23 protein-coding genes are annotated in these 23,211 nt (G+C 68.9%); 8 read left to right on the top strand and 15 right to left on the bottom strand.

Features of this window, described 5'->3' with window-relative positions; genetic code table 11:
- Positions 1 to 10: 10 nt before the first annotated feature.
- The 5 genes from AB0J62_RS17020 to AB0J62_RS17000 are packed head-to-tail and all read right to left on the bottom strand — an operon-like array spanning position 11 to position 4,900.
- Positions 11 to 730, bottom strand: a complete 720-nt coding sequence (locus AB0J62_RS17020; protein WP_363870966.1) for an FCD domain-containing protein — start codon at positions 728 to 730, stop codon at positions 11 to 13.
- A 9-nt stretch (positions 731 to 739) separates the two neighbouring features.
- Positions 740 to 1,516: a 3-oxoacyl-ACP reductase gene (locus tag AB0J62_RS17015; protein WP_363870963.1), complete on the bottom strand. Its 777-nt coding sequence runs from the start codon at positions 1,514 to 1,516 to the stop codon at positions 740 to 742.
- Complete coding sequence (locus AB0J62_RS17010) at positions 1,517 to 2,863, bottom strand: aldehyde dehydrogenase family protein (RefSeq protein WP_363870955.1); 1,347 nt, start codon at positions 2,861 to 2,863, stop codon at positions 1,517 to 1,519.
- Positions 2,860 to 3,567, bottom strand: a complete 708-nt coding sequence (locus AB0J62_RS17005; protein WP_363870952.1) for a gamma-glutamyl-gamma-aminobutyrate hydrolase family protein — start codon at positions 3,565 to 3,567, stop codon at positions 2,860 to 2,862. Before AB0J62_RS17005 ends, AB0J62_RS17010 begins: the two co-directional genes overlap by 4 nt.
- Complete coding sequence (locus tag AB0J62_RS17000) at positions 3,548 to 4,900, bottom strand: glutamine synthetase family protein (RefSeq protein WP_363870949.1); 1,353 nt, start codon at positions 4,898 to 4,900, stop codon at positions 3,548 to 3,550. Before AB0J62_RS17000 ends, AB0J62_RS17005 begins: the two co-directional genes overlap by 20 nt.
- 172 nt (positions 4,901 to 5,072) lie before the next feature.
- Here AB0J62_RS17000 and AB0J62_RS16995 point away from each other — a divergent pair, with 172 nt between their 5' ends.
- Together AB0J62_RS16995 and AB0J62_RS16990 are read left to right on the top strand one after the other, a co-directional pair.
- Positions 5,073 to 6,017, top strand: a complete 945-nt coding sequence (locus AB0J62_RS16995) for a zinc metalloprotease (RefSeq protein ID WP_363870946.1) — start codon at positions 5,073 to 5,075, stop codon at positions 6,015 to 6,017.
- 57 nt (positions 6,018 to 6,074) lie between these two features.
- Entirely contained in the window at positions 6,075 to 7,202 is a 1,128-nt protein-coding gene (locus AB0J62_RS16990; protein WP_363870943.1) for a D-alanyl-D-alanine carboxypeptidase family protein, read from the top strand.
- Between the two features lie 5 nt (positions 7,203 to 7,207).
- Here AB0J62_RS16990 and AB0J62_RS16985 read toward each other — a convergent pair whose 3' ends face one another.
- Genes AB0J62_RS16985 through AB0J62_RS16960 form a run of 6 tightly spaced genes read right to left on the bottom strand, consistent with a single transcriptional unit; the run spans position 7,208 to position 12,549 of the window.
- Entirely contained in the window at positions 7,208 to 8,281 is a 1,074-nt protein-coding gene (locus tag AB0J62_RS16985; RefSeq protein ID WP_363870940.1) for a YhjD/YihY/BrkB family envelope integrity protein, read from the bottom strand.
- Between the two features lie 28 nt (positions 8,282 to 8,309).
- Positions 8,310 to 8,840, bottom strand: coding sequence for a 2'-5' RNA ligase family protein (locus tag AB0J62_RS16980; protein WP_363870937.1), 531 nt, complete (start codon positions 8,838 to 8,840; stop codon positions 8,310 to 8,312).
- A 7-nt stretch (positions 8,841 to 8,847) separates the two neighbouring features.
- Complete coding sequence (trpS, locus tag AB0J62_RS16975; RefSeq protein ID WP_363870934.1) at positions 8,848 to 9,903, bottom strand: tryptophan--tRNA ligase; 1,056 nt, start codon at positions 9,901 to 9,903, stop codon at positions 8,848 to 8,850.
- A 51-nt stretch (positions 9,904 to 9,954) separates the two neighbouring features.
- Entirely contained in the window at positions 9,955 to 10,356 is a 402-nt protein-coding gene (locus tag AB0J62_RS16970) for a hypothetical protein (RefSeq protein ID WP_363870931.1), read from the bottom strand.
- Positions 10,357 to 10,414: 58 nt separating this feature from the next.
- Positions 10,415 to 11,758 carry an N-acetylglucosamine/diacetylchitobiose ABC transporter substrate-binding protein gene (gene ngcE, locus AB0J62_RS16965; protein WP_363870928.1) on the bottom strand — a complete coding sequence of 448 codons (1,344 nt, stop codon included), beginning with the start codon at positions 11,756 to 11,758 and terminating at the stop codon, positions 10,415 to 10,417.
- Positions 11,759 to 11,799: 41 nt separating this feature from the next.
- The gene (locus tag AB0J62_RS16960; RefSeq protein ID WP_363870925.1) at positions 11,800 to 12,549 is read right to left on the bottom strand and encodes an SIS domain-containing protein; all 750 of its coding nucleotides are present in this window, start codon (positions 12,547 to 12,549) and stop codon (positions 11,800 to 11,802) included.
- 246 nt (positions 12,550 to 12,795) lie between these two features.
- Between AB0J62_RS16960 and AB0J62_RS16955 the strand changes: the two genes are divergently transcribed.
- A complete protein-coding gene (locus tag AB0J62_RS16955) occupies positions 12,796 to 13,794 on the top strand; it encodes a BadF/BadG/BcrA/BcrD ATPase family protein (protein WP_363870922.1) in 999 nt (332 codons plus the stop codon).
- 55 nt (positions 13,795 to 13,849) lie between these two features.
- On the opposite strand, the gene AB0J62_RS16950 is transcribed toward AB0J62_RS16955, so the two are convergent.
- Positions 13,850 to 14,233: a YciI family protein gene (locus AB0J62_RS16950; protein ID WP_363870919.1), complete on the bottom strand. Its 384-nt coding sequence runs from the start codon at positions 14,231 to 14,233 to the stop codon at positions 13,850 to 13,852.
- Between the two features lie 96 nt (positions 14,234 to 14,329).
- On the opposite strand from AB0J62_RS16950, the gene AB0J62_RS16945 reads away from it, so the two are divergent.
- Positions 14,330 to 15,172, top strand: coding sequence for an alpha/beta hydrolase (locus tag AB0J62_RS16945; RefSeq protein ID WP_363870916.1), 843 nt, complete (start codon positions 14,330 to 14,332; stop codon positions 15,170 to 15,172).
- Here AB0J62_RS16945 and AB0J62_RS16940 read toward each other — a convergent pair whose 3' ends face one another.
- Positions 15,173 to 16,771: an MFS transporter gene (locus AB0J62_RS16940; protein ID WP_363870913.1), complete on the bottom strand. Its 1,599-nt coding sequence runs from the start codon at positions 16,769 to 16,771 to the stop codon at positions 15,173 to 15,175. It abuts the gene before it with no gap.
- Positions 16,772 to 16,883: 112 nt separating this feature from the next.
- Between AB0J62_RS16940 and AB0J62_RS16935 the strand changes: the two genes are divergently transcribed.
- Positions 16,884 to 17,474, top strand: a complete 591-nt coding sequence (locus tag AB0J62_RS16935) for a helix-turn-helix domain-containing protein (RefSeq protein ID WP_363870910.1) — start codon at positions 16,884 to 16,886, stop codon at positions 17,472 to 17,474.
- 14 nt (positions 17,475 to 17,488) lie between these two features.
- Entirely contained in the window at positions 17,489 to 18,742 is a 1,254-nt protein-coding gene (locus AB0J62_RS16930; protein WP_363870907.1) for an MFS transporter, read from the top strand.
- Here AB0J62_RS16930 and AB0J62_RS16925 read toward each other — a convergent pair.
- Positions 18,693 to 20,015, bottom strand: coding sequence for a hemolysin family protein (locus tag AB0J62_RS16925; protein WP_363870904.1), 1,323 nt, complete (start codon positions 20,013 to 20,015; stop codon positions 18,693 to 18,695). The two genes, AB0J62_RS16930 and AB0J62_RS16925, sit on opposite strands and share 50 nt — an antisense overlap.
- Before the next feature lie 167 nt (positions 20,016 to 20,182).
- Between AB0J62_RS16925 and galT the strand changes: the two genes are divergently transcribed.
- Both galT and galK read left to right on the top strand, forming a co-directional pair.
- On the top strand, positions 20,183 to 21,229 hold the full coding sequence (gene galT / locus AB0J62_RS16920) for a galactose-1-phosphate uridylyltransferase (RefSeq protein WP_363870901.1): 1,047 nt from the start codon (positions 20,183 to 20,185) through the stop codon (positions 21,227 to 21,229).
- Positions 21,226 to 22,353 carry a galactokinase gene (gene galK, locus AB0J62_RS16915; protein ID WP_363870898.1) on the top strand — a complete coding sequence of 376 codons (1,128 nt, stop codon included), beginning with the start codon at positions 21,226 to 21,228 and terminating at the stop codon, positions 22,351 to 22,353. The genes galT and galK overlap by 4 nt, the downstream gene beginning before the upstream one ends.
- On the opposite strand, the gene AB0J62_RS16910 is transcribed toward galK, so the two are convergent.
- Positions 22,346 to 23,158, bottom strand: coding sequence for a DeoR/GlpR family DNA-binding transcription regulator (locus AB0J62_RS16910; protein ID WP_363870895.1), 813 nt, complete (start codon positions 23,156 to 23,158; stop codon positions 22,346 to 22,348). The two genes, galK and AB0J62_RS16910, sit on opposite strands and share 8 nt — an antisense overlap.
- Positions 23,159 to 23,211 lie beyond the last annotated feature (53 nt).

Here is a 23,211-nt window from a genome sequence, read left to right as displayed (position 1 = left end):
TGTCAAGCAGTCAGGCGAGAAAGCCGTGCAGCAGGACCGCCGTACCGGAGAGGTGTTCCTGCATCGCCTGGCGGGCGGCGTCCGGATGGCCGGCCAGGATCGCGGTGACGATCGCCTGGTGCTGTTCGTTGGAGTGCTGGATGTTGCGCTCGAGCAGCGGGATCGCGTCGAGGAGTTCGTTCAGGCGCATGCGGACGTCGGCCATCGCGGACGTCAACGACGGCGAGCCGGTGACCTCGGCGATCGCCAGGTGCAGACGGGAGTCCAGGCGGCGGTAGTCGGCGAGCCGGGCGGCCGACGTGTCGGCGAGGCACCGTTCGAGGTGGTCTCGTTCGGCGTCGCTCAGCTCCCGGGTGGCGGCGGCTTCCGCGGCGCCGGTCTCCAGTACGAACCGCAGCGTGAGGGCGTCGTCCAGTCCGTCGGCCAGGTCGCGAGCGAGCCGTTTGGCCGGCGTACGACGGGGTTTGGGCAGCTTCTCGTTGACGAACGTGCCGCCGTACCGGCCGCGGCGGGATTCGACGTACCCGGCCTCGGTGAGCGCATGGATCGCCTCGCGGAGCGTGACCCGGCTGACGTTCAGCCGGGCCGCGAGCTCGCGCTCCGGCGGCAACCGGTCGCCGGGCACGACGACACCGAGCTTGATTGCCTGTAGCAACCGCTCGACCGTCTCCTCGAACGGGTTCCCGGCCCGGACCGGCCGGAACACCGCCTCGTCTGCCTGAACGACCATGCCCCCAGACTAGATCGGTGTCACATAAGCGCCGGAGATTCCCCCGTCGACGAGGAAGGTGTTGGCGGTGATGAAGGACGAGTCGTCGCTCGCGAGGAAGGCAACCGCGGCGGCGATCTCGTCGGGTTCGCCGAAGCGGCCCATCGGGACGTGGACGAGCCGGCGCTGGGCCCGCTCGGGGTCCTTCGCGAACAGCTCGGTCAGCAGCGGCGTGTTCACCGGGCCCGGGCAGAGTGCGTTCACCCGGATCCCCTGCCGGGCGAACTCGACCCCGAGCTCGCGGCTCATCGCCAGCACGCCGCCCTTCGAGGCGGAGTACGAGATCTGGGAGGTCGCCGCGCCCATCACCGCGACGAACGACGCGGTGTTGATGATCGAGCCCTTGCCCTGCCGTTGCATGTAAGGGATCGCGGCCTTGCAGCACAGGTAGACCGAGGTCAGGTTGACCTCCTGGACCTTGCGCCACGCCTCCAGGCCGGTGTCCAGGATCGACGCGTCGTCGGGCGGCGAGATGCCCGCGTTGTTGAACGCGATGTCCACGCTGCCGTAGGTGTCGAAGGCCTGCTTGAAGAGGTTCTCCACGGCGGCGGCATCGGTGACGTCGGTCGCGACGAACAGGCCGCCGACCTCGTCCGCTGCCTGTTTGCCCGCGTCCGGGTCGAGGTCGCCGATCACGACGTGCGCACCCTCCGCGGCGAGCCGCCGTACCGTAGCCAGACCGATCCCGCTGGCCCCGCCGGTCACCACCGCGACGCGGCCCTCCAGCCGATGCGCATGTGAGTCCATTCAGTCCTCCGTGCTGATGAAGATGTTCTTGGTCTCGGTGAACGCGTTCAGCGCGTCTGGACCGAGCTCCCGGCCGAGGCCGGACTGCTTGTAACCGCCGAACGGCGTCGAGTACCGCACCGACGAGTTCGAGTTGATCGAGAGGTTGCCGGCCTCGACCCCGCGACCGACGCGGATCGCGCGACCGACATCGCGTGTCCAGATCGAGCCGGACAGCCCGTACTCGCTGTCGTTCGCGATCCGCACCGCGTCGGCCTCGTCCTCGAACGGAATCACTGCCACGACCGGGCCGAAGATCTCCTCCCTTGCCGCCCTGTCGCTCGGGGGCGCCAGCACGGTCGGCGGGAACCAGAACCCTGGTCCGGCCGGCGCCGTTCCCTGAAAGGCGGGTTCCTGGGTGTACGACGCGACCCGTTCGAGCTGAGCCTTGGAGATCAACGGACCCATCTCCGACGCCGGATCACTCGGATCGCCGACCTTGAAGTTCTTCACCGCGGGCTCGAGCAACTCCATGAACCGGTCGTACACCTTACGTTCCACCAGAATCCGCGACCGCGCGCAACAGTCCTGCCCCGCGTTGTCGAACACGCCGTACGGCGCCTGCGCTGCCGCCTTCTCCAGATCCGCGTCCGCGAAGACGACGTTCGCGGACTTGCCGCCCAGCTCGAGCGTCACCCGCTTCACCTGGTCGGCGCAACCGGCCATGATCTGCTTGCCGACAGTCGTGGATCCGGTGAAGACGATCTTGCGGACATCCGGGTGGGTGACGAACCGCTGCCCGACCGTCTTCCCTGGACCGGGGATGACTTCGAACACGCCCGGCGGCAGGCCCGCTTCGAGCGCGAGCTCGCCGAGGCGGATCGCGGTGAGCGGGGTCAGCTCGGCCGGCTTGAGTACGACGGTGTTGCCTGCGGCAAGGGCCGGTGCGAAACCCCAGCCGGCGATGGGCATCGGGAAGTTCCACGGGACGATCACGCCGACCACGCCGAGCGGTTCCTGGAACGTCACATTGATGCCTCCGGCAACAGGAATCTGCTTGCCGAACAGGCGCTCCGGCGCGGCCGCGTAGTACGTCAGGACGTCGCGGACGTTGCCCGCTTCCCAGCGGGCGTTGCCGATCGTGTGGCCGGCATTCTCGACCTCCAACGCGGCCAGGTGCTCCAAGTTCGCATCGACCGCGTCGGCGAACCGCCTGAGCAGCCTGCCGCGGTCGGCCGGGTTCACGTCCCGCCAGGTCTCGAAGGCCTTGGCTGCTCTCGCGATCGCGGCGTCGGCCTCGGCCTCGCCGGCGAGCTCGATGGTCCGGATCACCTTCTCGGTGGCCGGATTGAGTACGTCGTACGTCATTGCGTGCTCCTGATCAACGCGGTGAACAGCCGCAGGTCCTCGGGGGTCTCTTCCGGGTGCCATTGCACGCCGAGTGCGAAGTCCTTGCCCTCTACTTCGGCAGCTTCCACGGTCCCGTCGCCGGCGCGGGCGGTGACCTTCAAGGCCGGCGCGACGAGGTCGAGGGCCTGGTGGTGGTAGCAGTTGCCGGTCGCGCTGTCGCCGAGGATCCGCGCGGTGAGCGTGCCGGGCTCGATCTTCACCTCCGTGGTGCCGAAAACCGCGGGCTGCGGTCGGTGCTCGTCGTGCGCGACGACGTCCGGCAGGTGCTGGTGCAAGGTGCCGCCCAGCGCCACGTTCAGCATCTGCAGGCCGCGGCAGATCGCGAGCAACGGAAGATCCTGGTCGAGGGCCGCTCGGATCAGGACGGTTTCGTGGTCGTCCCGCCCCGGCCTGGTGTCGACGGTCTCGGGATGCGGCGTCGCGGCGTACGAGGCCGGGTCGACATCGCATCCACCCGCGATGACGAGACCGTCGAGGATCTCGAGCACGGACGGATCAGTGCCGACCGGTGGCAGCAGGAGTGGTGTGCCACCGGCTGCGGCGACCGCGTCGAGGTAGACGCGCGGGACCAGCGCGGCCTCGCGGTGCCAGATGCCCCAGGTCGCCGGCTCCAGGTACGTCGTGATGCCGATGCGCGGACGTCTAGAGCCGTTCGAAACCACGGACCCGCTCCCAGTCGGTGACGGCGGCGTCGTACGCGTCGAGCTCGACCCGTGCGGCGTTCGCGTAATGGTCGACCATCTCGTCGCCGAACGCCTCACGCGCCAGCTTCGAGCCGGTGAACAACGCGGCGGCCTCGCGCAGGGTGGACGGCACGTGTTCCTTGTCGGACTCATAGGCATTGCCTTCGAGCAGCGGCTCGAGCTCCAGTTCGTTCTCGATGCCGTGCAGGCCGGCGGCGATGATCGCGGCGACGGCCAGGTACGGGTTGACGTCGCCGCCAGGGAGGCGGTTCTCGACCCGGAGCGAGTCGCCGTGGCCGACCACGCGCAGCGAGCAGGTGCGGTTGTCGAGACCCCACGCGATCGCGGTCGGGGCGAAGCTGCCCTTCGCGAATCGCTTGTAGGAGTTGATGTTCGGGGCGAGCAGGTAGGTGAACTCCGACAGGGAGGCGAGCTGTCCCGCGATGAAGTGCTCCATCATCTGCGAGAACCCGTAGTCACGGTCGCCGGCGAGGACCGGATCGCCGTCGGTGGAGCGGAAGCTCAGGTGGATATGGCAGGAGTTGCCTTCACGTTCGTCGTACTTCGCCATGAACGTGAGGCTCTTGCCGTGCTTCGCGGCGATCTCCTTCGCACCGGTCTTGTAGATCGAGTGGTTGTCGCAGGTGGTGAGCGCTTCGTCGTACCTGAAGGCGATCTCGTGCTGGCCGAGGTTGCACTCGCCCTTCGCGGACTCGACGTACAGCCCGGCGCCGGTCATGCCGTTGCGGATGTCGCGCAGCAGCGGCTCGATCCGGGAGGTGCCGACGAGGGAGTAGTCGACGTTGTACTGGTTCGACGGGGTGAGACCGGTGTAGCGCTTGTTCCAGGCGGTCTCGTACGTGTCGTCGAACACGATGAACTCGAGCTCGGTCCCGACGTACGCCTTGAGGTTCTTCTCCGCGAGCCGGTCGAGTTGCTTGCGCAGTACCTGCCGCGGCGAGGCGACGACCGGCTGTCCGTCCAGCCACTGCACGTCGCACAGCACCATCGCCGTACCTTCTAGCCACGGGACCAGCCGGAGAGTGTCGAGATCGGGCGCCATCACCATGTCGCCGTACCCACGCTCCCACGACGACATCGCGTAGCCGTCCACGGTATTCATGTCCACGTCGACAGCCAGCAGGTAATTACACCCCTCGGTCCCGTGCTTCAGCACCTCCTCCAGGAAGTACCGAGCCCCACACCGCTTCCCCTGCAACCGCCCCTGCATATCGGTGATCGCCACCAACACCGTGTCAACCTCACCGGCCTCCACCAGCCCCCGCAACTCCTCCACACCCAACACGGCCACTCCCGGAGTCTATTGGTCTACGTCCAGTCCATTGACTCAAGCCTAGCCAGAACTGTCAATGCGGTGCCGTGGCACCAGGGGGTCAGGGAATGGGTTGGCACTTCGCGGGATGGTGGGGAAAATCGGCGGATTCGGCCGCACCGCCCAAGTGGCCCGATTCTGGAGGACCGCTATGCGATCTTTCGTCACCCGTCCCCGCGCCCTGGCCGTTCTGCTGGCCGGTACGGCGCTCGCTTTCAGCCCATTGGGAGGACAGGCGACTGCTCAGTTGCCTGTCAACCAGACCGGGAACCCGGCGTGTTTCACGCCGGAGGACGGAGCCGCCGCGCGTGGTGGCTTCGGTGCTGACCACCGGGAACTGTCGGTGCCCGAGCAGAAGGCCATCGACGCCAGGACGGCGCAGATCCTGAAGGCCAAGCAGGCCCGTGGACTCGCACCCACGGCCGGCAAGCTGGCCGCGGCCAGCGTCCCGGTGTACGTGCACGTCATGCTCAGCACCTCCGGGGCCGGCGACGTCACCGCGACCCAGATCGACCAGCAGATCGCCGAGCTGAACCAGGACTACGCCGGCGGCGAGTCCTCACAGGCCGCGAACACCGGCTTCACGTTCTATCTGGCCGGCACCGACCGCTACAAGAACAACAACTGGCACAACGACCGGCAGAGCACGCAGTACCGGTCACAAACGCGCAAGGGTGGTAAGAACGCCCTGAACATCTGGCTGGTCGACTTCTCGTACCTCGGTATCGCGACGTTCCCGTGGGACTACGCGAGCAACCCGAGCATCGACGGCATCCGGGTCCAGTACAGCTCGCTGCCCGGCGGGTCGGCGACCAACTACAACCTCGGCAAGACCGCGTCCCACGAGGCCGGCCACTGGTTCGGGCTCTACCACACGTTCCAGGGCGGCTGCACGAGCACGAACGACTCGGTGTCCGACACGCCGGCCCAGAGCAGCGCCTCCAGCGGCTGCCCGACCGGCCGGGACTCCTGCTCGCTGCCGGGGCTGGACCCGATCCACAACTACATGGACTACTCCTACGACTCCTGCTACAACCAGTTCACGCCCGGCCAGTCAACCCGCATGAGCAACATGTGGACCGCCTACCGTGCCTGATCGGGGCATGAGACCCGACTGTGACATCTGCACCGTCGGGCAACTAGAGTGCCCGCGATGCGTTTGCTTCTGACGGCCTGCGCGACCACCGCCCTGGTGGCCACCGGACCTCTGACAGCTGCCGCCGCCGACCAGGGCCCGCAAGGCCCGGTCGGCGGCGACCTGCTGACGGCGAAGCCGACGGTGATCGCCGACGGGGCGGCACCGCCGGCCGTGCAGGCGTCGGCGTACGTCGTGGCCGACCTGGACACCGGTCAGGTACTGGCGGCGAAGGCCCCGCACGCGAAACTCCGCCCGGCCAGCACGCTCAAGACGCTGACCGCCCTCGTCCTGCTGCCGAGGCTGAAGAAGACCGATCCGGTGATCGGGTCGGACGCCGACGCCGGGATCATCGGCAGCAAGGTCGGTGTGTACCCCGGCCTGCACTACACCGTCGACCTGCTCTTCCAGGGCATGTTCCTGGCCTCCGGGAACGACGCCGTCCATGCGCTCTGCGCGCACGACGAGGGCGGCATCCCCGCAACCATCCAGCGGATGAACGCGAAGGCCAAGGAGATCGGCGCGCTCGACACGCACGTGACCGACCCGACCGGGCTCGACGCCGACGGGCAGTACTCCAGCGCGTACGACCTGGCCCTGTTCGCGCAGGCGGGGCTCGCGCGCCCGGACTTCGCGAAGTACGCGTCGACCAAGTTCACGAACTTCCCGAACGCCGGCAACAAGGGCACGTACCAGGTCGCGAACCAGAACAAACTGCTGTTCAACTACGACGGCGCGCTCGGCGTCAAGACCGGCTACACCACGCTGGCCCGGAACACGTTCGTCGGCGCCGCCCGGCGCAACGGCCACACGCTGGTCGTCACGATGATGAATGCGCCGCACGGCATCACCGAGGACGCCAGCAACCTGCTGACCTGGACATTCACCAACTACAGCAAGCTCAAGCCGGTCGGCACGCTGGTGAAGGCCGAGGGTCCGCCGAAGACCACGACACAGGGCAAGCCCGCCGACAAGCCCGATTCGGGCATCGCCAGGCCACAGCGCAGCCGGACGGTCCTGAGCCCTGGCCAGGCCGTCCAGTCCCTCGCCTTCCGCGTCCCGGTCTGGGCGTACGCCGGACCGCCGGTCCTGCTCCTCGGCCTGTTCCTGCGCCGACCGCGCACGCTCCGCCGGCGCCGTCACTAACAGCGCTAGCGACGTACTGAGCGCACCGCTCGCGCGAACTGGACGGCCATCGTGGTGAGCGTCGCGCCCAGCACCGCACCGGCCGCCACCGCGACCGTGTCCGCCTTCCGCTGCGGGACAGGCACCACCTTGTACCGCTTGCCCGGCGGCCCGAGCAGCAACGGCTCGGGCTCCTTGGCCTGCCGAGTCTCCTCAGCCGCCTCGGCCTCCTCGACCGGCTCCGGGCTCTCCGACGCGGTCTCCAGGTCGAGCGTCGCTTCCTTCGTCCACGCCGCGATCAGCATGATCACCCGGGTCATCAGGTAGGTCCACACCAGCAGCGCGAGCGGCAACGCCAGAGCGCCGTACGCCGCGTTCGTGCCGATCACGTGGTTTACGTACAGGTTGCCGAGCCGCTGCGCGAGATAGAACACGACCCCGCCGGCCAGCGCGGCGATCAGCGCGACCTTCCGCGGCAGCAGGATCCGGGGCAGCGCGGTCTGCATGTACAGGAACAGCACGGCGCCCGCGGCGATCCCCAGCACCGCGCTGACCAGGCTCAGGCCGCCGTGCGCCAACCAGGTGTCTTCGAGTCCGGCGGCGTCGACGATCCGCTTGGACAGCCCGGTCAGGATCGACGAGGCGCCGGTGGCGATCACGCCGATCAGGCCGAGGCCGAGCAGCGCACCGAGGTCAACGACCTTGAGCTTGACCACGTTGCCGGGCTCGTCGTCGAGCTCGTGCATCGAGCGGATCGAGGCACGGAGCGAGTCGATCCACCCCAGCCCGGTCAGAAGCAGTGAGATCCCGGACACCAGCCCGATGGTTCCCGCGTGAGCGATCAGGCTGTCGATGTCGATCTTGTCGCCGACGCCGGGCAGGTTCTTCTCGAGAGTCTCCTTCAGGGTCTCGATCGCCTTCTCACCGAGAAGCGGCCCGATGATCGCAGCGGCCAGCACGATCAGCGGGAACAGCGACAGGAACCCGAAGAAGCTCGTCGCGCCGGCCAGCCGGTTGCCGCGCCGGTCGCCGTAGCGCTGCCAGGCTCGCCACAGCTGGCTCCGGCTGAACCGTTTCCAGGCGCGCTTGAGCTGTTTCATGAGTCTCCTGTACCCGCGACGAGGAGGCTCAGCCTGCCAGCGGGAACGACCTTTGCGGCCGCCACACGCCGTCCGCGCCGTGTTCGTAACGACTGAAATACTCGACGTCGAAGGCGCAGTCGTACTCCGACAGGGCGTCGTACGCGCGGTCGAGCGCGTCCTTGTCCAAGTCGTGCGCGACCGTGACGTGCGGGTGGTACGGGAACCGCAGGTCGATCTGCAGCGGGCCGGAACGCACCTGCGACTGCAGCACCTCGCACGACGAGATGCCCTCGGCCAGCGGCACGAACACGACCGGCGAGATCGGCCGGAACGTCGCCGTACCGCGCAGCCGGATCCGGAACCGCGGGAACCGGGCGGCGACCGCGAGCAGGTGCTCGTCGATCACGCCCAGGTCGGTCGCCGCGATCTCGGTCGGCGGCAGCAGCGTGACGTGGGTGGGGATCGACGCGGCCATCGGATCGCCGAACTCGGCCCGGAACTTCTGCAGCTCCGAGCCGTACGGCTCCGCGATCGGGATCGCGACACCGATCGTCGTCATCGGCGTCATCGGCGTCATCGGGGGCCTACCGGCCCTGTGGCGGGCCGGCGACGAAGCCGAGCCGGTCGTAGACCCGGGCCAGGGTCGGTTCGGTGACCGCGCGGGCCCGCTCGGCGCCGGCGGCGAGGATCGCGTCGAGCTGCGCCTTGTCGTCGAGGTAGCCGAGCGTCTTCTCGCGGAACGGCGTGACGAACTCGACCACGACCTCGGCCAGGTCCTTCTTGAAGTCGCCGTACCCGCGGCCGGCGTACTCGTCCTCGAGCTCGCTGATCTTGCGGCCGGTGAGCGCGGAGTAGATCGTCAGCAGGTTCGCGACGCCGGGCTTGTTCTCCTGGTCGAAGATCACGTCGCGGCCGGAGTCGGTGACCGCGGACCGGATCTTCTTGGCGCTGACCTTCGGATCGTCGAGCAGGTCGATGATGCCGGCCGGGGACGAGCTGGACTTGCTCATCTTGGCGGACGGGTCCTGCAGGTCGGAGATCTTCGCGGTCTCCTTGACGATGTACGGCTCGGGCAGCCGGAAGGTCTTGCCGAACCGGTGGTTGAACCGCTGGGCGAGGTCGCGGGTCAGCTCGAGGTGCTGGCGCTGGTCCTCGCCGACCGGGACGCGGTCGGCCTGGTAGATCAGGATGTCCGCGGCCTGCAGGATCGGGTAGGTGAACAGGCCGACGGTGGCGCGGTCGGCGCCGCCCTTGGCGGACTTGTCCTTGAACTGCGTCATCCGGCTGGCCTCGCCGAAGCCCGTGATGCAGCCGAGCACCCAGCTCAGCTGGGCGTGCTCGGGCACGTGCGACTGGACGAACAGGGTGGACCGCTCCGGGTCGATACCGGCCGCGAGCAGCTGGGCCGCGGACCGGCGGGTGCGCTCGCGAAGGGCCTTCGGCTCGTACTCCACGGTGATCGCGTGCAGGTCCACGACGCAGTAGAACGCCTCGTGGTCCTCCTGCAGGGCCACCCACTGCCGCACCGCGCCGAGGTAGTTGCCGAAGTGGAAGGAGTCCGCCGTCGGCTGGATCCCGGACAGCACCCGAGGGCGCCGCTGGGAACCGGCTGCGGAGGGGTCAGACGCAGCTTGGGACATACGCCCGATTCTGCCAGCGTCCCTGTCGCGGTCATCACCCGGGCGGTATACCTACCAGGACCACCCTCGGGAGGCCAGTTCCTGTTCCTCCTGCCAGCGCTTCTCTTCGGGTTGCTTGATCTCCGGGTCCGGTACGCCGGCCAGCCGGCACGCCTCGTCCAGGAGGTCGTCGTACGCCGCCTCCAGCGCCATCAGGCGATGCGCCTTCGCGTAGACATGCGGCGTGGACTCCACCCGGCGGATCTTGGTGGACAACGTGCCGAGCCGGGTCTGCAGCCGGAGCGTGTCGAACGGGTCCGGCGGCGGGATCGGACGACGGCGGAGACGACCGCGTGCCTGCGCCGTCAGACGCTGCAGCCGGCGCCGCCAGCGGGCCGGCGGCGGGCTCGGGAGCAGAAGGCTGAGCAGGGCACAGAGCATCAAGAACAGAACCGCTGCTCCGAGCCATGCCATGTCGCCACTCCTCAGCACGAGAGTACGGCGAGCAGCGCTCGACGGCGATAGGAATATGTCAGTCCCGGTGGTACTTCGTCACCGCGTCGTCCTGTTTGAGCTTGTCCGCGGCGGCCTGGATCCGCGCGGTCCACTCCGACTGCTGCAGCCCGCCGGCCAGGAACTGCCCGGTCGCGGTGGCGGCCGCGTTCGCGAAGTCCGGGTACCAGCTGTCGAAGTACCAGGTGATGACCTGATCACCCGCCGCCGTCAGCAGGTCGCGGGCGGAGCGGAGTGCCGTGCTCAGCTCCAGGCCGTCGGCCGCGCCGCGGACGATCGTGAGCTGGTTGGACTCGGAGCTCACCTGCGCCGCGACGTCCTGGGACAGCAGCGCCCGCAGGTACTCCAGTCCGCCGGCCTTGTTCTTCGCCTTCTCCGGCACCAGGAACGGCGCGGTCGCCGCGACATGCAGCCCGCTGGCGAGCGCCGGCGACGCATCCAGCGGCGGTACGGCGAACATCGTCAGCCCGAACCGCTGCGGGATCAGCCCCTTCATCTCGTTCTCGAGCCAGTTCCCGCACGGCAGCATCCCGGCCTTCGAGGCGAGGAAGCGCTTCTGCGAGCCGATGTGGTCGTACTGCGCGCTGCCCGCGGCGATCAGGCCGCGCTTGGTCAGCTCGCCGACCGCAGCGATCGCCCGCGTGACGCTCTCGTCCTTCCACGCACCCGCGTCGAGGTTGTCGATGCGTTTCAGCACGTCCGCTCCGCCGGTCTTGGCGGCCAGCGTGAGAACCAGTTCGAGGATGTAGTACGGATGGGCGCCGGCGTAGATGAACGGGCCGAGGCCGGCCGCCTTCATATCGGTGCCCAGGGCAAGCAAATCCGGCCACGTGTGCGGGACGTCCCAGCCATTGGTCTGGAACAGGCTGGCCGAGTGCCACAGCCCGTAGACGGTTGCGATGTAGTTGAGCGTGCGCTGCGTTCCGTCGTACCGGCCGATGTCGAGCAGCTCCGGCAGCAGTTGGTCCTTGACCTTCGCGGCCTGGTTGTCCCAGGACGGCGCGTCGAGCAATTGCTGCAGGTCGGTCAGCTGCCCGTCCTTCACCAACCGGCCGAGCTCGAGCTCCTGGTCGCCGGTGTTGAGCACGACGTCAGGCGGGTTGCCCGCGGCGAACCGCGGCAGCAGGGCGTCCGACAGCTGCGGCGTCACCTTCGGCGCGACAACGGCGCTCGCATACTTCTTCCGGTACGCCGCCGCCGCGAACCCGCCGTACTCCTCGCTGGTCACGACGTCGAGCGGAGCGTTCGCGTCGACGTCGAACGGGTTCTGCGGGGAGACGGTCCGGGCCGGCGGGGCCGATGAGCATCCGCTCAGGACCACGCCGGCCAGCGCACCCTGCAGCAATGTCCGCCGTTTCAGCATTTCGGCAGGCTATTACTTCAGGGTGGCTGCGGTCAGACAGTTCAGGCGGTCCGACGGATGCGTCCGGCGTACTTCGCCTCGAGCGCGTGGTTGTGCTCGTCGCCGCCCGGGATGTTCGCGGACAGGTAGACCGGCGGGGTCTCGCCGGCCTCGGTCATCCGGCGCAGCACCTCGGCGACCATCATCTGCGCGATCAGCGCGGCGGTGATGGACGAGACCGCGCAGACCTTGCCGCCGCCGTCGGGCAGGTCGAGCACGGAGTCGCCGTACGGCGCGTGGTTGTCGAGCACCACGTCCGCGAAGTCGATCAGCTTCTTCCCGGACGGGTGCCGGGAATCCATCCCGCCGGTGTGCTGCAGCGAGGTGATCGCGATCAGCGGGTGGCCCTTCTCCTTCACCACGCTCGCGAGCTCGACGATCGAGCCGTTCACGCCGGAGTTGGAGGCGATCACGAACAGGTCGCCCGGCCGCGCCGCGGACAGCTCGTAAAGCTTGCGGGAGTACTTCGGGTCGCGCTCGAGCTCCGCACTGCGCAGCAGCTCCCGCGGTTCGCCGCCGAGCAGGACGAGGTCGCGCAGCGCGATCCGGTTCGTCGCGATCAGGCCGCCGGCCCGACCGGCGATCTCCATCGCGAGCGCCTCGGAGTGCCCGGAACCGAACGCCTGGATCACGCCGTCGGCGCGCAGGGACTCGGTCATCAGGTCGGCCGCCTGCTGGATCGGACCGTCGATCTGCTCGGTCACGGCGGCCAGAATCGGGGTCAGCGCGTGCACATAGGACTGCGCACTCACGCCACTCGTCTCCCCTGATCCCCCGTGCTTGCTGCTGGCCATCAGCGGCCCTACCCCTCGACTAATCTGCTGGTTACGACACTCCGGGTGCCGACAAGTGCGCAAGTTTGCGGTTTGCTGGACAGAACTTTTCTCAACTGGCAGCTAAAGTCAAGGCTCATCCCCGGGATCTCCACGGATCGGGACCGTCGCGTGAGTTCTTTGTGCTTGTAAAGAGGCTCTTTTGAGCAGTTTGGAGCATTGCGTATGTCGGTCGAACGCCCCTTGCCGGCCGGACCGCTGGTCCTGGGCGGTGACCTCGGTGGCACCTCCACCCGGATCGTGATCGCGGACTCCGAGGGCAACGTGGTCGGTCGCGGAGCCGCCGCGGGCGGAAACCCGACCAGTCATCCCGCAAGCGCGGCAGCCAACTTCGGCCAGGCGCTGCACGCCGCGCTCGCCGGTCTGGACGCGTCCGAGGTCAAGGCCGCTGTGGTTGGCATGGCGGGCGGCTCGGCGCTCGGACGGCCTGATGTGGCAGCCCAGTTCGACGCTGCCTGGAGCGGCGCCGGCCTCACCGTGACCCCCGACTACATCGGCGATCTCGAGGTCGCCTTCGCCTCGGGTACGCCGGAGCCGGACGGAGTCGTGCTGATCGCGGGCACCGGTAGCAACGTCGGGCTGGTCCGCGATCACCAGCTCGTGCGGACCGTCGGCGGGCACGGCTGGCTGCTCGGCGACGAGGGGTCCGGGTTCTGGCTCGGCCGGGAGGCTGTGCGCAGTGTGCTGCAAGCTCTCGACCTTCGCGAGCCGCTCGGCCTCCTCGAACAGGCCGTCGTGCAAGCAGTGCTGCCCGATCGGGACCAGCATTCCGTTGCACACCGCGAAGGGTACGACGCACTCCGCGACGATCTGGTGAGGACGGTCAACAGCCGGCCACCGGTTTTGCTCGCCGAGTTGGCACCGGCCGTCATCGCGGCGTACGCACAGGACGACAAAACCGCCCGTGCCCTGGTGAAACGCGCAGCCGAACTGCTCACAGAGACAGTCGCCCGGCTGAAGACAGCCTCGGACCAGGGCCCGATGGTGCTCGCGGGAAGTGTCGCGGGTGAATCGTCGCCGGTCGGCCAACTCATCCGCCAGCACTTCGCCGGCGAGGTCCTGACCGCCCGCGACGGCGTAGGCGGCGCGACCTGGCTGGCCCTGGGCGCCCTGGACCCCGCCCTGGCCACGACCGGAAACCACTCCCGGCTGGTCGAACACTGACAAGGTCCTGCGGCCGGCCCATCGCTCTGCGGTGAGGTGGGCCGGCCGCAGTACGTCAGTCGAAGACTGATACCGGGCGGACTTCTACCGCCACGAACTCCGCTTCGGGGATCGTCGCGGCGATCTCCTCGGCGCGTTCCGGACTCTTGACGTCGATGAGGAAGACGCCGGCCAACTGCTCCTTCGCCTCGGAGTAGGGGCCGTCCGTGGTGGCGCGGATGCCTTCGCGGACCCGGACGACGCGGGTCTTCGACGGTGGGTCGAGCGGGACCGCGTTGATCAGTTCCCCGGAGGTGTGGAGCTCGTCGAGCAGGTTGTTGAGCTGAGCAACCAGCGCGTCGCGGGCCTTCTTCGGGAGTCGCTTGCCTTCCTCGGTGTTCAGGAAGGACGGGTGACCCCAGGTGATCGGGTTGCTGTGAATCAGCAGCAGGTACTTCATGGTCGGGCATCCTTTCGGGAGCTGAAGGGGATCTTCGCAGCAGAGGTCGGACACGATCGGGAGCACTCGACATTTCGGCGATTTAGGGTGAACGGCATGGACGAGACCGACTTCCGCCTGCCCGACGGGCGGATCCTGCACGGGTACGACAGCGCGCCCGGCGACGACGGACGGCTCGCGGTCGTCTGGCACCACGGCACGCCGAACTCGGGCGCCCCGCCGCAGCCGCTGTTCGAGGCCAGTGAGCGGCTGGGCATCCGCTGGATCTCGTTCGACCGGCCCGGATACGGCGGCTCGACCGCTGCGCCGGGCCGCACGATGGCCTCGGTCGCGGCCGATCTGACCACGGTCCTGGACACGCTCGGCATCGGCACGTGTGCACTGATGGGGTACTCCGGCGGCGGCTCGTACGCGCTCGGCTCCGCCGCAGTCCTCGGCGAACGGGTCGAGGCGGTCGCGACGTTCGCCGCCATCGCGCCGTACGACGCTCCCGGCCTCGACTGGTACGACGGGATGATCGCGTCCGGACTCGCCTCACTCCACGCAGCGGCCGACGGCCGGGCGGAGAAGTTGCGGTACGAGACCTCGGGCGTCGAGTACGACCCGGAGTTCTTGCCTGCGGACATCGCCATGTTCGACGGCCCGTGGAGCTGGCTCGGCTCGGTCGCCGGCCCCAAGTCCATGCCGAACGGCCCCGACGGCCTGGTCGACGACGACTGCTCCTACGTCGTGCCCTGGGGCTGCGACCCGCCAAAGATCACCGCGCCGACGCTGCTCGTCCACGGCACCGCCGACGGCATCATCCCCTGCGCACACGGCCGCTGGCTGGCCGCCAACCTCCCGACCGCAACCCTCGACCTGCACGAGGACCTCGGTCACATCTCGATCCTCGCCGCCGCCGAACCCGCCCTCGCCTGGATCCGGGACCGGACCGGCTGATCAGCGGTTCGCGAGCAGGTGCCGCGTGCGCGGCGGTTCGAGGGCGAATTCCGCGGCCTTCCGGTAGAGGCTCGCGTCCAGTCCCGTGATGCGCTCGTTGTGCTGCCGTAGATGTTCGGACCAGGTCGCGACCTCGAACACCTCGACGTACAGGTCAGGTGTACTCACGTCGCGGTACACCGCCCATCGGCGCGCACCGGTGCGTTGCCGCGAGACGCCGACCCGGGCCAGGGCCGAGCGGAACTGCTCCGCGTTCTCCGGCGGCACGTGGTACATGACCTCGATCAGGACCGGACCTGCGCGCGGATCGATCTCCGGTTCCGCCTCGCTGAGGATGCCGATCTCCGGCTCCGGCCACGGCTGGACCACGGTCCGGTCGAGCTGCCCGGTCCGGGCGTGGATCGGGATCAGCGGCAGCGAGGCCACGCCGAGCAACAGCAGCACGCCCGACACCAGCAGCGTCGTCGACGCTCCGAGGACGGCGGCCAGCAGGCCCCAGATCAGCGCACCGACACCCTGGCCGCCGAGGAAGACCATCAGGTAGACAGCCAGCGCGCGGGCCCGGACCCAGGTAGGCAATGCGAGCTGCAGCGTCGTGTTAAGGGTCGACAACGCGCCCAGCCAACCGGCTCCGGCCAGTACGAAGATCACCGCAACGATCGTTGCGTTGTGCAACAAAGCGACGGCCAGTACGCCGATCGCGTAGGCAACGGTCGCGCACCCGAGGAGCGTGTTGCGTCCGATGCGCGTTCGGACCGGCTTGAGCACCAAGGCTCCGCCGACCGCACCGAGCCCGAGCGCCGCGAGCAGTACGCCGTACCCCGACGAGCCGAGACCCAGCCGGTTGACCGCGGCGACGGGTAGCAGACCCCAGAGCGCGGACGCCGGGAGGACGAACAGCATCGCGCGCAGCAGCACCCGGCGTACTCCGGGCGCATAGACGACGTAGCGGACGCCGGCCCGCAGTGCGGGCACCATCGGCTCGCCGGCCGCCGCCGCCGCGTTCGGCCGGTGCCAGCGCAGGAGGGCAATCAGGATCGCCAGGTATGACACCGCGTTGATGGCGAACACCACGGCCGGGCTGGTCAGGCCGAGCACGAAACCGGCCAGCGCGGGACCGATCGCCCGGGCGAGGTTCACGTTGAGGCTGTTCAGCGCGGCAGCCTCCGGCAACTCCTCGCGAGGCACCAACTCGGGCTGGATCGCCTGCCAGGCCGGGCTGGTCAGCGCCTGACACGCACCGAGCACGAACGTGATCGCGATCAGCGCGGTCGGCGTCAGCAGCCCGTTGGCGCTCAGCGCTGCCAGTCCGCCCGCGACGACCGCCATCGCCAAGGTGGCTCCGGCGATCAGTCGTCTGCGATCGAGTACGTCGGCCAGCACGCCCGCCGGAAGCGAGACGAACAGCACCGGGAGCAGGCTCGCGGCCTGCACGATCGAGGCCAGGGCCGCCGCGTTCGGCTGATGGACCACGGTCCACTGCGCTCCCACGGACTGCATCCAGCTGCCGATGTTCGATCCGAGCTGCGCGATCCAGAGCACCCGGAACATGCTGCGGCGCAATGGCGCCCACGCAGACGACGACTGCGCCACGGACACGACTGCTCCTCGGACCGGCAGATAGGACCGTGCGCATCGTACGGCGACCCGGCCTGCCGCGCATTCCAAGCAACAGCTTGACATCCGATTCAGGTCGGCGCATATTCCAAGCATGTCTTTGGAGAAGGATCCGCGACGGTCCCGGTTGCTGGATGATCCGCTGGCGATCCGGGCGATGGCGCATCCGGTGCGGCTGGACCTGCAGTCGCTGCTCGGGCGGGAGGGGCCGATGACCGCGGCCGATGCGGCGCGGCGGCTCGGGATCAGCCAGGCGCTGGCGTCGCATCACCTGCGGCAGCTGGCGAAGTACGACTTCGTCGAGCCCGCGCCGGGCAAGGACAACCGCGAGCGCCCGTGGCGGTTGGTGTCGACGTCGCAGTCGTGGCGCGATGCCGTTGCGACACCGGAAGGCGCCGCGGCGGCCGACGTACTCGAGCAGCTGCTGGCCGAGCGCGCGCTCGAGCGGTTGAGCCAGTGGCAGCGGCAGCGCCAGAGCGAGGACGCGGTCTGGCGGGACAACTCGGGCATCGGCCAGAGCGGGTTCTACCTGACCGCGGACGAGCTGGAGGAGCTCGTCGGGCAGGTCGACGCGTTGCTGCAGCGCTGGGTGGACGAGCGGCCGATCGACGACAAGTCCGTCCGGCCGCCGGGCAGCCGGCACGTCTTGTTCACCCAGATCGTCACGATCTCCCCCGAAGAGTAGAGCGGAGTAGGCAGATGAAGGACTTGTGGGGCGTCCTTGCCCGCCAGCGCGACTACCGCTTGATGTTGAGCGCCGGCCTGATCTCGCTGATCGGTGACTGGCTGCTGCGGACCGGTCTCGCCTTCCAGGTGTACGTGCTGACCGGCTCCACCTTGGCGAGTGGTGGCCTGCTCCTCGCGTCGTTCCTCCCGGCCGTCGTACTGGGCTCACTGGCCGGCGTCTTCGTGGACCGCTGGAACCAGCGGACCACGATGATCGTGACCAACGTCCTCAACGCCGTTGTCCTCCTGCCGCTCATCGCCGTGAACAACGAGAGCAAGATCTGGATCGTGTACGGCGTCGTACTGGCGCAGAGCTGTCTGCAGCAGTTCTTCCAGCCGGCCGAGCAGTCACTGGTTCCCGTGCTGGTCAACGACGAGCAGCTGGTGACCGCGAACGCACTCAACAGTCAGATCCGCGACCTCGCCCGGCTCATCGGCGCAGCGCTCGGTGGTGTCCTGGCAGCCGCAGGCGGATTGACGCTGCTCGCGCTCGGCGATGCCGCGACCTTCCTGATCGCCGTCGTGCTGGTCGCGCGGATGCGCCACCGCCAGGTGCGGCCCGAGAATCCGGAGCAGACCGCCGGCGGCGCGATCAAGCGCCTGAAAGAAGAGTGGACCGAAGGACTGCGGTTGTGCGTCGCAGGTCCGGCGATCCGGCTGTTCTTCGTGTTCTGCATGGTCACCGGCGTCGGCGAAGGGATCATGAGCACGCTGTTCGCGCCGTTCGTCAGCTCGCAGATCGGCGGCGACGGGCAGGTCTACGGCCTGATCGTCTCGTCCCAGGCGGTCGGCGGGATCGTCGGCGGTCTGGTTGCCGCCGCGATCGGCTCGCGTTGGCCGGCCGCCAGACTCTGGGGCATCGGCGCCCTGGCCTTCGGCCTGATCGACGCCACCCTGTTCCTCTACCCGTTGGCGTCGGACAGCGTGATCCCCGCGTTCGTCTGCATGATCGTCGTCGGGCTGCCCGGCGCGCTCACGATCGCCGGCATGATGACCGTCTTCCAGAACCTCACCGTGGACGGCACCCGCGGCCGCATCTACGGCGCGGTCGGCGCCGCCGAGAGCGTCGCGGTGCTGATCGGCATCACCGCGGCCGGCTTCCTCGGCGACGCTGTCGGCATCATCCCGGTCCTCGTCTTCCAGGGCCTCGGGTACGTCGTGGGCGGGCTGGTCGTGCTTATCCGGCAGCGGGTGCTGGAGACTCGGGCTGCTCCGCTTCCGGTTTGATCCGGTGCAGGCGGACCCGGGCGACCCGGCGGCCGTCCATCTCGGTGACCGTCATCGTGTGGGTGTCGAGGCGGACCTCGTCGCCGGTCGACGGGACCTTCCCGAGCCGGGCGGCGAGGAACCCGCCGACGGTCTCGTAAGGGCCGTCGGGCAGCTCGATCGTGGTGGCGTCGGCGAAATCGTCGAGGTTCAGCAGGCCGTCGACGACGATGTCGCCGCCGCCCAGGCGGGTGGTCTCGGCCGCCTCCTCGTCGTACTCGTCCTTGATGTCGCCGATCAGCTCCTCGACCAGGTCCTCGAGCGTGACGATGCCGGCGGTGCCGCCGTACTCGTCGAGGACGATCGCGAGGTGGGTGCTGCGGCGGCGCATCTCGGTCAGCGTCGGCAGCAGCTTCGCGGTGTCCGGCAGCATGAGTACGTCGCGTGCGAGGTCGCCGACCCGCACCGACCTGGAGGCGACCGCGGGGTCGAACAGGTCGCGGACGTGGACGAACCCGACGATGTCGTCGGCCGAGCCGTTCGTCACCGGGTACCGGGAGTGCGGCCGCTCGGCGGCGAACTTGACCGCTTTGTACGCCGGCATCTCGCCGTCGAGGAAGTCCACCTCGGTCCGCGGCAGCATCACCTCGCGCAGCTGCCGGCTGCCGGCCTCGAAGACGTCGTCGACGATCTTGCGCTCCTCCTCGCCGAGCGACTCGTGCGCCGAGACCAGGTCGCGGAGCTCCTCGTCGGTCATCACCTCGCGGTTCGCGTTCGGGTCGCCGCCGAGCGCACGGACCACCAGGTCGGTCGACTTCGACAGCAGCCAGATCACCGGCCGCGCGCCGGAGGCGATCTTGTCGACCAGCGGCGCGAGGCCGAGCGCGAAGGTCTCGGCCCGCTGCAGCGCGAGGCGTTTGGCGGCCAGCTCACCGATGACGATCGAGACGTACGAGATCAGGATCGTGATCAGGACCAGGGCGACGGTGTCGGCCAGACCCTCGGGCAGCCCGAGCTTCTGCAGGTGGGGCGAGAGGCTGTCGGCCAGCGTCGCGCCACCGAAGGCGGCCGAGAGGAAGCCCATCAGGGTCACGCCGATCTGCACGGCGGACAGGAACCGGTTCGGGTTGGCGGCGACCTTGGCGACGGTCTCGCCGCGCTTGCCGCGGTGCGACAGGGACTTCAGCTGGCTCTCCCGCAGCGACACGAGGGCCATTTCGGCGGCGGCGAAGACGCCGCCGATCAGCACGAAGACCAGAATCAGAACGATGTTCAGTAGCAGGGTGTCGTTCATGGGTGGGATTTCCTAGCGCCCTCTCGTCAGACCACGAGAGGGCGGGCGTTGGGCGTAGTCGTCCATCTACCAAGACTACCGGCCGCCCGGGCTACCGTGCTTGTTCGAGTTTGTTGGTTTACGATGATTCCTGGCCGGACGCGTCGTACGGCCGGGAGGGGCACACGATGAAAACACCGCGCGGTGTACGCCGTACCGACACCAAACTGTCGGACGGACGCGAGCTGATCTACTACGACCCCGCCGACGCGCCGGTGCGGGTGCCGCTCGAGGACACCCGCGGTCTGACTGCCCCGCAGCCGCAGGTCGATCTGCGCACCGACCCGCTGACCGGCGACGTGATCACGTACGCCACCCACCGCAACACCCGGACCTACCTGCCGCCCGCGGACGAGTGCCCTCTGGACGCCAGCAAGCCGGGGCGTCCGACCGAGATCCCGGACCACGACTACAACGTGGTGGTTTTCGAGAACCGGTTCCCGTCCTTCGCCGGCCCGGGCCGGACCGAGGTCGTCTGCTTCACCAGCGACCACAACCGCTCGTTCACCGACCTGTCCCAGGGCCAGGCCCGGCTGGTGGTGGACACCTGGGCCGACCGGACCGCCGACCTGAGCGCCCGGCCCGACATCGAGTACGTGTTCCCGTTCGAGAACCGGGGCCGTGAGATCGGCGTCACCCTCAGCCACCCGCACGGCCAGATCTACGCCTACCCGTACATCCCGCCGCGGATGAAGACGCTGCTGGCCCGCGCCCGCGAGCATCAGGAAGTTGCTGGCAGCAACTTGTTCGCCGACGTGCTGGCGGCCGAGCGTAAGGAGGGCACGCGGGTCATCGGCGAGAACGGCAACTGGACCGCGTTCGTGCCCGAGGCGGCCCGCTGGCCGGTCGAGGTGCACCTCTACCCGCACCGTCAGGTGTTCGGTATCGACGAGCTGTCGGTCGGCGAGCGCGACGACTTCGCCGAGTTGTACCTCGACGTACTGCAGCGACTCGACGGCCTGTACGGCGAACCGCTGCCCTACATCGCCGCCTGGCATCAGGCCCCGGTGCGGATCGACCGCGAACTCGGCTACCTGCACCTGGAGGTGTTGTCGATCCGCCGGGCGAAGGACAAGATCAAGTACCTGGCCGGCTCGGAGTCCGGCATGGGCGCGTTCATCAGCGACACCCGGCCCGAGGACGTGGCCGAGACCCTGCGGAAGGTTGGCCAGTGAGCTTCGAGGATGTTTTCGGTACGGCGCCCGACGGCAGCTGGCGCGCACCGGGGCGGGTCAACCTGATCGGCGAACACACCGACTACAACGACGGGCTCGTGCTTCCGATTGCCCTGCCGAACCGGATCGTCGTCACCGCGTCGAAGCGGGACGACGGGCGGATCGCGGTCGCTTCCGCCGGCCACAAGGGCGTCACGGAGTTCGCGATCGACGACTTGGCTCCGGGATCGGTCGGCGACTGGGCGGCGTACCCGGCCGGCGCGGCCTGGATCCTGCGCGAGTCCGGTTATGCGATCGGCGGCGCGAACCTGCGGTTCGAGTCGGACATCCCCTCCGGCGCCGGTCTGTCCTCGTCCGCGGCCCTGCTCTGCGCGACGCTGGTCGCCCTGCTCGGTCTGCGCGACCTCGACGTCGACCCCGCCGAGGTCGCCCGGCTCGCCCAGAAGGCCGAGAACACCTACGTCGGTGCGCCGGTCGGACTGATGGACCAGATGGCCTCGATGTGCTGCACCGACGGCCATGCGCTGTACTTCGACATCCGCGCGATGTCCACCGAGCAGATCCCCTTCAACCCCGCGGCCGACGACCTCGCCTTGCTGGTCGTCGACGTGAAGGCTCCGCACCGCCATGTCGACGGTGAGTACGCCGCGCGCCGGAAGAGCTGCGAGCAGGCGGCGGCCGAGCTCGGCGTACCGGCGCTGCGTTCGATCGCTTTCGAGGACCTCGACGATGCGCTGGCGCGGCTGTCCGACGACGTCGTACGGCGTCGCGTGCGGCACGTGGTGACCGAGATCCGCCGGGTGGAGGACGCGGTCGCGTTGATGCACGCCGGCAGGCTGCGCGAGGTCGGCCCGCTGTTCACGGCGTCGCACGCGTCACTGCGCGACGACTTCGAGATCACCGTCCCGGAGCTCGACGTCGCGGTCGACACCGCGCTCGAGGCCGGTGCGCTCGGTGCGCGGATGACCGGCGGCGGCTTCGGCGGTTGCATCATCGCGCTGGTGGAGGCGGATGCGTCCGAGTCGGTGCTGGCCGCGATCGAGAAGGCCTTTGCGGAGCACGGTTTCAGCGCACCCAGCGCGCTGGCCGCGACACCGTCGGCAGGCGCGTCCCGCGTCAGTTAGCGATGACGAGGTCGCAACCGGTGTCGCGCATGGCCTTGCGGGCGGCGGTCGACAGGCCGTTGTCGGTGACGATGACGTCCAGGTCCGACCAGGTCGCGAACGTGCTCAGGCCGACGGTCCCCCACTTGGTGTGGTCGGCGACCACGACGATCTCGCGGCTGGCGGCGATGAACGACCGGTTGGTCTCGGCCTCCATCAGGTTCGGGGTGCTCAACCCGTGTTCGGCGTCGACACCGTGCGCGCCGATGAACAACAGGTCGAGGTGCAACGACGCCAGCGCCGCGGTCGCGATCGGCCCGACCAGCGCGTCCGACGGCGTCCGGATGCCGCCGATCAGTACGACGGTGCGGTCCGAGCGCGCGTTGCCGTGGAACACGTCGGCGATCCGTGCCGAGTTCGTCACCACGGTGAGGTTCTCCACCCTGAGCAACTGACGAGCCAGCGCGTACGTCGTGGTACCGGCGCCGATGCCGATGGCACTGTCCGGCTGGACCCTGGTCGCCGCCTCGGCCGCGATCGCCTGCTTGGCCGCGGACTCCTGCGTCAGCTTGGCGTCGAAGCCCGGCTCGTGGGCGCTGCGCAGGCCGACCGAGGTCGCGCCGCCGTGCACCTTGTGCAGCAGGCCGCTGGAGTCCAGGGCGTCGAGGTCGCGCCGGATCGTCATGTCCGAGACACCGAACCGATCGACCAGCTCGGCCACGGTGATCGCGCCGCGACTGTTGACTTCGGCAACGATCGTGGCCTGTCGCTGAGCGGCCAGCTGCCCACCCCGGCCGCGTGGCGGCTCTGCTCCGGCTGCGTTCACAGCCCACAGCCTAATCTCGATTGCTCTCCGTGTCAGGGAAGCAGTGCCCGATG

It is taken from the genome of Kribbella sp. NPDC049584, assembly GCF_040675555.1.
Taxonomy (GTDB): domain Bacteria; phylum Actinomycetota; class Actinomycetes; order Propionibacteriales; family Kribbellaceae; genus Kribbella.
Note: the sequence above shows the minus strand (reverse complement) of the source record. Positions and strands in the feature narration are given on the sequence as shown.

Bases quoted from the DNA above. Each gene is read 5' to 3' on its own strand.
- AB0J62_RS17015 (WP_363870963.1), bottom strand. From the start codon at position 1,516: ATGGACTCACATGCGCATCGGCTGGAGGGCCGCGTCGCGGTGGTGACC.
- trpS (WP_363870934.1), bottom strand. From the start codon at position 9,903: ATGTCCCAAGCTGCGTCTGACCCCTCCGCAGCCGGTTCCCAGCGGCGC.
- AB0J62_RS17020 (WP_363870966.1), bottom strand. From the start codon at position 730: ATGGTCGTTCAGGCAGACGAGGCGGTGTTCCGGCCGGTCCGGGCCGGG.
- AB0J62_RS16970 (WP_363870931.1), bottom strand. From the start codon at position 10,356: ATGGCATGGCTCGGAGCAGCGGTTCTGTTCTTGATGCTCTGTGCCCTG.
- galT (WP_363870901.1), top strand. From the start codon at position 20,183: ATGAAAACACCGCGCGGTGTACGCCGTACCGACACCAAACTGTCGGAC.
- AB0J62_RS16950 (WP_363870919.1), bottom strand. From the start codon at position 14,233: ATGAAGTACCTGCTGCTGATTCACAGCAACCCGATCACCTGGGGTCAC.
- AB0J62_RS17010 (WP_363870955.1), bottom strand. From the start codon at position 2,863: ATGACGTACGACGTACTCAATCCGGCCACCGAGAAGGTGATCCGGACC.
- AB0J62_RS16955 (WP_363870922.1), top strand. From the start codon at position 12,796: ATGTCGGTCGAACGCCCCTTGCCGGCCGGACCGCTGGTCCTGGGCGGT.
- AB0J62_RS16985 (WP_363870940.1), bottom strand. From the start codon at position 8,281: ATGAAACAGCTCAAGCGCGCCTGGAAACGGTTCAGCCGGAGCCAGCTG.
- AB0J62_RS16935 (WP_363870910.1), top strand. From the start codon at position 16,884: ATGTCTTTGGAGAAGGATCCGCGACGGTCCCGGTTGCTGGATGATCCG.
- AB0J62_RS16995 (WP_363870946.1), top strand. From the start codon at position 5,073: ATGCGATCTTTCGTCACCCGTCCCCGCGCCCTGGCCGTTCTGCTGGCC.
- ngcE (WP_363870928.1), bottom strand. From the start codon at position 11,758: ATGCTGAAACGGCGGACATTGCTGCAGGGTGCGCTGGCCGGCGTGGTC.
- AB0J62_RS16945 (WP_363870916.1), top strand. From the start codon at position 14,330: ATGGACGAGACCGACTTCCGCCTGCCCGACGGGCGGATCCTGCACGGG.
- AB0J62_RS16930 (WP_363870907.1), top strand. From the start codon at position 17,489: ATGAAGGACTTGTGGGGCGTCCTTGCCCGCCAGCGCGACTACCGCTTG.
- AB0J62_RS16980 (WP_363870937.1), bottom strand. From the start codon at position 8,840: ATGACGCCGATGACGCCGATGACGACGATCGGTGTCGCGATCCCGATC.
- AB0J62_RS16925 (WP_363870904.1), bottom strand. From the start codon at position 20,015: ATGAACGACACCCTGCTACTGAACATCGTTCTGATTCTGGTCTTCGTG.
- AB0J62_RS16990 (WP_363870943.1), top strand. From the start codon at position 6,075: ATGCGTTTGCTTCTGACGGCCTGCGCGACCACCGCCCTGGTGGCCACC.